This window comes from Rivularia sp. UHCC 0363, from assembly GCF_034931125.1.
GTDB lineage: Bacteria > Cyanobacteriota > Cyanobacteriia > Cyanobacteriales > Nostocaceae > Rivularia.
In genome coordinates, this window is sequence record NZ_JAYGHM010000089.1 from 16,741 (window position 1) to 27,321 (window position 10,581).

Sequence of the window (10,581 nt, forward strand, 5' to 3'; positions counted from 1 at the left end):
AATTCTAAAATTGCGTGGTGGAGCCTTCGCAGCTTTGGTTTATCATTACTTACTTGAAGAAAAAAATATTCGTCCTATGCACTCTACCAATGTTCCAAAAATTGAATCAAATGTAGTTTGAAAGAAGTTTTTACTTGATTTACAACATCTAAAGGCGAGTTTTCAAATCAAAATCGCCTTTCTTATTCAGTTTAGGGAATGCATCTAACGATAATCTGGGGAATGGAATTATGCGAAACATCCAAGGTATCAAAGTTACATCTTCTTTGAGCAAAGATATACTAGCGTCTTTTGTTGTTTTTCTTGTTGCTCTACCACTTTCAATGGGGATTGCGATCGCTTCTGGAGTGCCACCAATTAGCGGTTTAGTCACAGGAATTATTGGTGGAATCATTGTTGGAACTATTTCCGGTTCTCCTCTACAGGTTAGTGGACCTGCGGCTGGATTAGCTGTCACTGTTGCCGAGGTGGTACGCAATTACGGTATAGAAATGCTTGGTCCAGTTCTGCTGCTAGCTGGTTTGTTGCAATTATTGGCAGGAGTCTTTAAGTTTGGTACAGTATTCCGCGTCATGTCTCCAGCAGTCATCTATGGAATGCTTGCGGGTATTGGTGTGTTAATTTTAGGTTCTCAATTCCATGTAATGCTTATCCAAAAGCCCCGTGCAACTGGTATCGAAAATCTGATCGATATTCCCATGTCTATTGTCCATGCTTTTGTTGCACCCGATAGTATTAAGCATTTAATGGCAGCAGCAATTGGTATAATTACCCTAATTACCCTAATTCTCTGGGAAAAATTCAAACCACAAACCTTAAAACTTTTACCAGGAACCCTAATTGCAGTAGTACTTGCAACTGCGATCGCCAATGTCATGCATTTACCGATTCCCTACGTTGATGTACCCCTTAATCTATCTAAAGTATTTCAATTTCCGACTTTTGAGCGCTTGACTCATCTTGCAAATCTTCAGCTTCTGATAGCAAGTATGACAATAGCTTTTATTGCTAGTGCAGAAAGCCTACTTTCGGCAACTGCGGTAGATCGATTACACCAAGGTAAAAAAACTGATTTTGATGTCGAATTGGCAGCACAAGGTCTTGGAAATATGGTTTGCGGTTTTTTGGGAGTATTACCAATTACAGGAGTAATTGTTCGCAGTTCTGTCAACGTTAAAGCTGGTGCCAAAACCCGATTGTCAACGGTTTTACATGGCATTTGGATTTTAGCTTTGGTTGTAGCTGCACCCAGTTTATTACGGATGATTCCTATGTCTAGTCTGGCTGCAATTCTGGTTGTTGCTGGCTACAAATTAGTAGAAGTGAAGAATATTCGCAAACTAAAACAGTACGGACGTATGCCTTTGGTAATTTTCTTTGGTACTTTTGCGGGTATTATTGTGACTGATTTGCTCACAGGTGTAATTATCGGTGTGGTATTGACAATCGGAACGCTGATTTACAAAATATCTAATCTCAATATTTATCTGAAGAAGGATGAGCAAAATCGGCGAATTGATATTTATTTAGAAGGTGTGGCAACATTTATGATGCTACCAAAACTATCTTCTGTTTTAGAGCCGATACCGCCAAATACTGATTTGTATGTGTCTTTTGATAAATTGACTTATATTGACCACTCGTGTTTCGACTGGTTATCAATGTGGGAAAAAGAACAACAAAATAAAGGAAACTCTGTAATTATTCAGTGGGATTGTCTCGAAAGAATTTTTCGTCGTTCTTCTCATACTCTTTAATAATCTTGGAAATAAACAGAATTTGGGCTGTACTTTATTTTCATGCAAGTCCCCAGTTATATTTTTTTGATTGTATTTAAGTAAATTATCATGTCTCAAATAGTACATATAGAAAAACACTTTACAGCCTCAGAAACTATCCGCGATGTTGTCATTGGTATGGCTGATGGCTTAACAGTTCCCTTTGCACTCGCAGCAGGTTTATCAGGAGCTTTATCATCAACAAATTTAGTTGTCACCGCAGGAATGGCAGAAATTACAGCAGGTGCGATCGCTATGGGTTTGGGTGGGTATCTTGCTGCTAGGACTGACTTTGAACACTATCAAGCGGAACGCAAACGGGAACTACGAGAAATTAGAGAAATTCCCAATCATGAGTCCGAGGAAGTTGCTGATATTTTCCGCGAATACGGTGTCAGCGATGAGCAAATTATTCCTGTTGTTAAGGCAATATGTGCAGAACCGATGCGATGGGCTGATTTTATGATGCGTTTTGAGTTGGGACTTGAACCACCCAATCCGAAGCGTGCTTTGCAAAGTGCCACAACTATCGGAGGTTCTTATATTTTTGGTGGCTTGATTCCGCTCGCTCCGTACTTATTTGTTAAAAATATTTCTGATGCTCTATTGCTTTCTACAGTGATCACTCTGGTAGCATTATTTGCTTTTGGTTATGTTAAAGGATATTTTACTGGAGTACATCCCATGCGTAGCGGACAGCAAACTATTTTAGTCGGAGGTTTGGCAGCAGCAGCAGCTTTCGGAATTGCTCGTGCGATTGGGTGAAATACTATACTTTTCTAAGCTGCTACGCAGCTTGATTGTATAATACAAAAATTAATAAAGCGTGCGATAGCGTTCGCGTAAGCGTGTCCCCTTGGGACTCAGCGCTGCTGCAAGCAGATCGCCAGCCAGGTATGCCAGTAAAAAACCATCTTTCTCAAAAGCAGAAGGAACGACTGCTAAAAATGCTAAAGCAATCAGCGACCGGGATGCTCGCACTACTTTGACCCTTCATAATTTCTGTGGTGAAGTACTTTGTGTAAATTATCAGCAAACACTAAAAGCTCCACAAAGATGAATCACGTACCTAAACAAAAACTCAACTTATGCTGAATATCTTTGAGGGTAACACCTTCTAAATTCGGTAAAATAATGTGAGCCGCACCAACTCTTTCAATTGAACCGATTCCTATAGTTCTCATTCCTCCAGCAAGAGCCGCTTCAACTCCGGAAGCTGCATCTTCTACTACAATGCAATCAGTTGGTTCTAATTCTAACTGACTGGCTGCATATAAAAATAAATCTGGTGCTGGCTTAGAACGATTGACGCTGTTACCATCGGCGATCGCATCTAGTTGATCGGCAATTCCGAGTCTTTCAATTACGTTACGGGCATTTTTACTTGCCGAACCAATTGCAATTTTAATTCCTTTGGAACGCAATTCGTCGATCAAATTACCGGCTCCTGGTAGCAAGTTTTGTGGTGTGATTTGTTGGATCGATTCTACGTAATAGCTATTCTTACGCTCCATCATCTCTTGAATTTGTGATTCCGAATAATTCCTATCCCCAATTATCTTTATTAATGAATCTCGACGCGAAATTCCCCGTAATGCTTCGTTAGCTTCGCGGTCAAAGGGAATATCTTCTTCGTCTGCTAGTTTTTGCCAAGCTTGATAATGCAATTCTGCTGTATCCGTGAGTACGCCATCCAAGTCAAAAATAATGCCTTTGATTTCCGATTTTAAAGTCTTAATTTCTGGTTTAAGATCAAAGTCTTGCCACTCTCCGCGCCAGTGTAGTTTAAACTGGAGTCGTTTCCAGGTGGGAGGTAGATGAGGTTTTGCCACAGGACCATCCTTAGTAAATTGGATACCTGCAACCCCAAAAATCACAGCTTGCCAAATACTCCCGCAAGATGCAGCGTGAATTCCCTCGGCAGCATTTCCGCGTGTATTTTCTAAATCCACTAATGCTGCTAATCTAAAATTTTCGTAAGCTTCTCCCGTTTTACCTAAAGAAGCTGCTACTAGTCCGTGAATCGCAGGACCTAAAGAAGAACCATAAGTAATGTCAGTACGTGGTGCGTAATAATCCCAGTTTTTCTGAAGAACTTCTTTACCGTAATCGGTTTCGGCGGTTCTCTCCATTAAATAAAGTAGCATCAATACATCTGGTTGCTTAATTACTTGCCGCTTGTTAACTTCCTTGATACCTAAAATCGATAACATTGAATCAGTACGCGGTTCGTAATCGGCAAGGTTGAGATCTTTTAATTCAAAAAAGCCTTCAAATTGTTCGATAAGTCCCGTTTGTGAATCATAGGGAATAACAAGATTTTCGGCAATATCTTGCCAACGGATGCGACGCTTAGGAGTGACTTGCAGCTTTTGTTCGAGTTCTTCAGCTTTTTCGGGAAAAGTTTTGCTCAACCAATCGTAAACATTAAGAGCTTTTTGTAGGTGCCATTGTACCATCCGGTTGGTGAAAGCATTGTTATCTATATTTTCGTGATACTCATCAGGTCCAATTACATCAACAATGGAATAACACTCGCGTTTGACATCAAGATGAACGCGACTACTCCAAAATAAAGCCGTATCAAGAATAATCTCTGCACCGTAATCGCGCATCCATTCATGATCGTTCGTAACTTGCCAGTATAGCCAAACCGCAATGCTGATATCTGCACTAATATGAATTTCGCGATCGCGACACCAAATGCGGATATCTTCTTCATACAAATGCTTTGCTGGGGCCCAACGGGGAGTTACCTCATCACCAGTCGCAGCACTTTCCCAAGCATACATGGCACCCCGGTAGCCGTAATATTTTGCTTTGCGTCGCGCTCCTTCCAAAGTATGGTAGCGGTAGGTAAGTAAATTACGAGCAATATCGGGTTGAGTAAAGATAAAAAATGGCAGGATAAAAAATTCGGTATCCCAAAAAATATGACCGCGATATCCAAAGCCAGATAAAGTTTTGGCAGGAATACTAACTCGGTCGTCATGACGCGGAGCGCTAATTAATAACTGGAATAAATTGTACCGTAAGACTAATTGAGCTTGAGCGCTTCCTTCAATTACGATGTCGCTATGATGCCATATTGCTTGCCAAGCTTGTTCGTGATTTTTTCGCAAATCTTCGTAAGTTGGTAGCTCCTGCAACTTATCGCAAGCGACTAAAGCAGGATTTTCTACCTCTCGTGAAGTAAAAACTGTAACCAATTTTTCTATAGTAAAAGTAGCTCCTCGAACAGCATCAACCTTCGCTTCCACTGTCGGAAAACCGGGAACGCTAATATCTCGAAATGTAGCTTTAGTTCCCGATACTGATAACTTAAATGCCATCCCCAATTGAATGCGGGAAGTTCTAGTCCGAACGTGCAACCAAGAACTAGCTGCACCATAACCTTGGTCAAGAATTAGCCAGGGGTTAAATCCATCTTTATCTTCCGGATTACCATCAATGCTACCGCGAATCCGAATTTTACCATCAAAATCAATCGGTGTTAATTGAATGCGTAATCCCAAAACATTTTGATCTGCTTGACTCGCAAAGCATTCAAAGTATAAGTCGATGGTTTTACCATTGGGACTGCACCAGCTAATTTTACGACTCAATATTCCCCGCTTCAAGTCTAACTGACGCTGGTAGCTAAATATTTCGCCTTTATCTAAACGAAATTCTTCGTCATCGATAATAATGTATAAAGGCAGCCAATCAGGGCAATTGACAAGTTCTGTATAGTAAATCGGAACATCATCATAGACACCATTGATTAAAGTAGCGGCTTCTGCACCAGGATATCCTTCTGCAAAACTTCCTCGTGTACCTAAATAACCATTACCAATGGTAAACACGGTTTCTTTATAGTTGAGTTGGTCTGGGTCGAAATAATTTTCTGTGAGAATCCAATCTTCGTAAAGTAAATGGGGATCTAAAGTAATTTGATTCATTGCTATTAATTTTATTTGTGTTTATAAGATTAAGTGTATATATTCAACCAAGTTACTTGATTTTATATAACATTATCTTTGTAGATAGTAATCAGATTAACAATCTAATCATTCGCAAGTCAAGATACATACGACTTATGCAAAAATAGCTTTAGCGTACTGTGTACCTTAAGAAAGATAAAAACTAATATTTCACAACATTACATCCTCCCAACCCCTTTAAAAAGCAAGGCTTGCGTAAGTCCTAATTTTAATAGGAGCATTTTGATTAATCTATTCCATTTAAAGTTAAATTAAAAAAATGAGGAAATTGTGAGGAGAACCATTTATCTTTAATTCCTAAAGAATATTCGTGATTAGAACTATTTTTACGTCATAGCCGCCATGTATTTAGCTGTGGCATGATTTTAGAGCATCTGTGGTCTTACGAAGACCTTTTTTCTGAAAAAACCGTTCGTACTTGTATAAAAAGATTGAGAATTAAGCTTAAAGCGAAAGATGTACTAAGTGATTTGATTGAAACTGTGTATAGGATTGGGTATCGGTTAAAGCCAATTGTTAACCCTGAGCAGCGAACAGTTTTTTATTTGTACTTATAAGTCGGGTGGTTTGGTAGTTCTTCCCTTATCCTCACAAGTTCCTCAAGTTTTTTTTCTAGAGTGAAAGTAGAGCTAAGGAAAAAGCTCAAAATTAAAATTGCGATCAAGATTGTACGGAGTAAATATATGTCCAAAAAAAGCTGGCAACCACTTAAAGAAATAGATACTCTACGTCATTATAGAATTGCGAATTTACGAAACAGGAATTCATGTAAATCTATCCGATTTTTGCTATGGAGGTGGTTCCAATTTAATGATTTATTCTGTAGCTCAAGTACTTTACACTGCTTCAAGTCTTGACCCATAAGCCAAAGTTTTTTCTGCTAAGAGTGAATTATTAAATGAAGAAAATCCTCTTGGTTGTGAAGGATTAAATTTAGCAGAACCGCTTACAAGACAAAGATTTGTCAAAGATTTTTCTATTAAGTAAAACTGGATAATTAATTATGTCTACTGCATCTAAAGCTCGGCAAATGATTAAATCAATTGTAGAATTTCCACAAAAGTTAGTTAATTTTGCAACCAACGGAGCAACGAGAATTTTTAGTCCTAGCGATGATGACTATCCGAAATCAGGAGTACAACCATACGAAGGCGATCGTACTAAAAATAAAGAGTATTAACTATTAAAGATGGAAAGTGCCGCTGAGCGGGTTAAGATTATTTTTGATCCGCTTTGTTATAAGAGTTTTGAGTTGGTGAGACATAAAAATATTTAACATTGGCAGGGATTCTTCCTAAATAATCGTAGTTCTTGCTTATCGTTGCTTTTATCATAGCGATGCTCAGTTTCAGTTAGTACAATGCTTACCCAGCAATAGTTTCACAAAAGATAGCTAACTTCTACTTACTTTTTACCTTACTTTGCTGGCTTTAGATTATTTTATTGACTTCATAGATAGCTCATGTTATCTTGATATCTGGTTAGTTCCGAAACCCATTGGCTATCCTAGTGTCTATCAAATAGCTAATATCTACTAAGTAGATGACTAACTAAATAAAGAGACAGCAGTCACAGACTCAAACGTGCCGGGATAGCTCAGTCGGTAGAGCAGAGGACTGAAAATCCTCGTGTCACCAGTTCAAGTCTGGTTCCTGGCATACAATACAAAACCCCTACAGGCTATAGCTTGTAGGGGTTTTTTAATGCCGCAAAAACCCCATTTCAGCGATTCGAGGGGTGTAAGTTGGGTGTAAATTTACCCCCACGTTGGACATTTTTGGGCGAGGTTGGACAATTTATTGGGGTAAAGTTGGGGTAAATCAGAGCGCACTGATTTCAAGTCCAGCAAAGGCAATAGAGAAAACCAGCGATCGCATTTTCTCTTTGTCTTCACGTATGTTTGTTCAGGAGTCACCTGTGGGTTCCCAAAAATCCAGGCATAAAGCAAGCAAGGGTACTGTCCAAATCAAAACTTCAAATGAGCGTTTACAACTTGTTTTTAGTTTTGGGGGTAAACGTCATTATTTATCAACGGGTTTTACTGATACCAAAGCCAACCGCAAGCTAGCGGAGATGAAAGCTAAACAAATTGAGTTGGATATACTCTGCAACAATTTTGATATCACTTTGGTTCGGTACAAGCCGGAATCGCAGCAAGCCATCTTTACACCATCTGCACACAGCGAGAAGTCACCCGTCGAACCTTCTCCAGAAAGTTATGCTTCTTTAGCTGATTTGTGGGACAGTTATACCGAATATAAGCGCTCAAGTTTATCTCCTAGTACTTTGGCGAAGGATTACAAAAAAATTTATCGCCTAATTAACGTGCATCTGCCAGTGAAGACTTTGGATAAAGCTGTGGCAATTCGCGATTGGCTAATTGCCAATAGAAGTCCGTTATCTGCCAAAAAAATACTGACTCAGTTTTCGGCTTGTTGCAATTGGGCTGTGAAATCTCAATTGATTGAGGATAATCCGTTTGCGGATATGGCGAGCGATATTAAAGTACGACATGGTAATTCCGAGGAGACGGATATTAATCCTTTTAACGTTGAGGAGCGCGATCGCATTCTTGAAGCGTTCAAGGAAAATCGGTATTACACTCACTATGCACCGTTCATTGAATTTCTTTTCATGACGGGCTGCCGCCCATCTGAAGCTGTGGGTTTGCAATGGAAGCATATAAGTAATGACTTTACTCAGATTCGGTTTGAGCAAGCGGTAGTGATTTCTGAATCAGGATTAACTTGCAAACCAGGTTTGAAAACGCAAAGGAAGCGAGTTTTTCCAATTAATAACCGCTTGGCTATATTCTTAAAATCAATTCAACCTGCTGATGTGTCTGGTGAAACTAAGGTTTTCCCCTCACCTGAAGGTAAGTGGATAGATGTGCAAAACGTAAGTAGACGGGCTTGGAAGACTGTGCTATCCATGCTTGATGGTGTTGAGTATCGGAAGCTTTACCAAACCCGACATACATTTATTACGATGGCTTTGAAGAATGGGGTAGATGTGAAGGATTTAGCCAAAATGGTAGGTAATTCGCCAGAAATTATTTACCGACATTATGCGGGGCAAAGTCGAGAGATTTTCTTGCCGGAGTTTTAGGATTTTATAATATAGGCGATACTCACTTAGCCATTAGCTATCAAAGTTAACAGTGAGTATTGCTTTTTTCATCACTATAAACGTAGTAAAAAATCAAAGTTAAATAATTATGAATGAAGAAATAAACATTCAAAAAAGTAGTGGAAATGTATTTGCTGACTTAGGTTTAGCAAATCCAGATGAATTACTTGTAAAAGCCGAATTAGCACGTAAAATTAGCAGAATAATCACCCAAAATAATATAGCTCAAGTAGAAGCCGCACAATTACTAGAAATTGAAGAACAGAAGTTTTCTGCTTTGATGAAAGGTAAGTTGTCGGGTTTTTCAACAGAAAGGCTTTTTCGTTTCTTAAATGCTGTCTTGTTACGATATGGAAATTGTGGTTAAGAGTAAACAATCTAATTAGTCGGGCGAAAACAAAAGTGTGTATTAATTAATGAATAAAGAATCGCATTATTCACAATAACAAGGAAAAGTAAAGGAGTATCCGCTTCTTTTAAAAAATTTACCAATATCCTCAAGCTTTTCGCTTTGTACGCTTTTGGTTACTAACTAAACTAGCATGATATAAATCAATCGCTCTATGATGAGCAATTGGGTCTTGATGATTATGGAACCAATCTTGAATAAGCTCTAAATTATATCGAATACAACGACTATTTAATTTTACCCAATGGGTTCCTTCAATCCATGTGCCGTCTAAACGATATTTCTTAAGTGTAGAAAAGCTCATATTTAGTATTTCTGATGCTTGCTGCTTTGTCACAAATTGGAACATAATCTTAATTCCTACAAAACCATAATATTTATCAAATAATTTTGTATCTATTACAAGTTGAGTTACACAAACTAAAAAAACAGTTATTTACTATTTATTTATACATAGTTATTTTTGAGCGGCAATTATTTTACAACAGAATAAAAAATATTCTCTTATAGCTAGCTTCATAACCTTTTTTGTTCAAATAATTACTAGGCAATATCTTCAAGCATTTGATTTTTATCTCTCTATCACTATGGTGATAGATATTTTTATTACTATAGTAATAAATCTCTTTACGTCACAAGGGAAATATTGATTAGCAGAATTTGAATGAAAATTACGTTAATAACGTAAAGAGCTTATCCCTACAAAAACTAGAGATAAGTAAAAAATTAGAAGAGGTATAACTGCGAATGTACATAGTTATCACATATAATCATGAACCATTCAATTGATAACTGCTTTCTAACAGAGCCAGAAGAATTAAAGTATATATCTGATGTTGTAAATCAAGTATTGGAGGCGAGGCATCATCTAGCCGATATAAAGGATTTACAAGCAGCTTTAAGGGAGGTGAGTTTAGAACATGGTAAAGAAATACAAATGAATTTAGTCTTTGAAGAAAATCAACTGGCTGGATTCAACTTTTCTTTCACAAATAATCCTACTAAGACAACTGATACTATCCCTTTCAACCAGCAGCAGCTTAATATCGAATCCGAAAAAGGTAATATTATCTCAAAAGAACAAACAAGAACAATTGCTGCAACAGAATCGGAAAACAATCTAACAAATTCTTCTCCATCACCTGGATACATAACGTTGACACCAGGATTGCAAGTAGAAGACCAACATATTATCAACGACGAACCACCGGAAAATCACACTATTCTCAAATCATCGTTTTCAGTTCAAGGAAATATCAATCCTGGCTTAATAAATATTGCT

Annotated in this window: 8 protein-coding genes, 1 tRNA gene and 2 pseudogenes; 8 read left to right on the forward strand and 3 right to left on the reverse strand. The window is 38.1% G+C overall.

Annotated features, from left to right (window positions below; translation table 11 throughout):
* Positions 1 to 230 precede the first annotated feature (230 nt).
* Both VB797_RS31385 and VB797_RS31390 read left to right on the forward strand, forming a co-directional pair.
* Positions 231 to 1,757, forward strand: coding sequence for a SulP family inorganic anion transporter (locus tag VB797_RS31385; protein ID WP_323241706.1), 1,527 nt, complete (start codon positions 231 to 233; stop codon positions 1,755 to 1,757).
* 90 nt (positions 1,758 to 1,847) lie between these two features.
* Positions 1,848 to 2,543, forward strand: a complete 696-nt coding sequence (locus VB797_RS31390; RefSeq protein WP_323241707.1) for a VIT1/CCC1 transporter family protein — start codon at positions 1,848 to 1,850, stop codon at positions 2,541 to 2,543.
* 51 nt (positions 2,544 to 2,594) lie between these two features.
* Here VB797_RS31390 and VB797_RS31395 read toward each other — a convergent pair whose 3' ends face one another.
* Complete coding sequence (locus tag VB797_RS31395) at positions 2,595 to 2,759, reverse strand: hypothetical protein (RefSeq protein ID WP_323241708.1); 165 nt, start codon at positions 2,757 to 2,759, stop codon at positions 2,595 to 2,597.
* A gap of 80 nt (positions 2,760 to 2,839) precedes the next feature.
* A complete protein-coding gene (gene pgmB, locus VB797_RS31400) occupies positions 2,840 to 5,719 on the reverse strand; it encodes a beta-phosphoglucomutase (RefSeq protein WP_323241709.1) in 2,880 nt (959 codons plus the stop codon).
* Positions 5,720 to 6,045: 326 nt separating this feature from the next.
* Between pgmB and VB797_RS31405 the strand changes: the two are divergent.
* The 5 genes and pseudogenes from VB797_RS31405 to VB797_RS31425 form a co-directional block, all read left to right on the forward strand.
* Positions 6,046 to 6,273, forward strand: a pseudogene (locus tag VB797_RS31405) (winged helix-turn-helix domain-containing protein); the annotation flags it as partial.
* A 491-nt stretch (positions 6,274 to 6,764) separates the two neighbouring features.
* Positions 6,765 to 6,941 carry a hypothetical protein gene (locus VB797_RS31410; RefSeq protein ID WP_323241710.1) on the forward strand — a complete coding sequence of 59 codons (177 nt, stop codon included), beginning with the start codon at positions 6,765 to 6,767 and terminating at the stop codon, positions 6,939 to 6,941.
* 405 nt (positions 6,942 to 7,346) lie between these two features.
* Positions 7,347 to 7,419 (forward strand) — tRNA-Phe (locus tag VB797_RS31415).
* A 238-nt stretch (positions 7,420 to 7,657) separates the two neighbouring features.
* The gene (locus VB797_RS31420; RefSeq protein WP_416350961.1) at positions 7,658 to 8,869 is read left to right on the forward strand and encodes a tyrosine-type recombinase/integrase; all 1,212 of its coding nucleotides are present in this window, start codon (positions 7,658 to 7,660) and stop codon (positions 8,867 to 8,869) included.
* A gap of 109 nt (positions 8,870 to 8,978) precedes the next feature.
* Complete coding sequence (locus VB797_RS31425; RefSeq protein ID WP_416350960.1) at positions 8,979 to 9,257, forward strand: helix-turn-helix domain-containing protein; 279 nt, start codon at positions 8,979 to 8,981, stop codon at positions 9,255 to 9,257.
* 130 nt (positions 9,258 to 9,387) lie between these two features.
* Here VB797_RS31425 and VB797_RS31430 read toward each other — a convergent pair whose 3' ends face one another.
* Positions 9,388 to 9,648, reverse strand: coding sequence for a hypothetical protein (locus VB797_RS31430; RefSeq protein WP_323241714.1), 261 nt, complete (start codon positions 9,646 to 9,648; stop codon positions 9,388 to 9,390).
* Positions 9,649 to 10,071: 423 nt separating this feature from the next.
* Here VB797_RS31430 and VB797_RS31435 point away from each other — a divergent pair.
* A pseudogene (locus tag VB797_RS31435) lies at positions 10,072 to 10,581 on the forward strand (hypothetical protein); the annotation flags it as partial.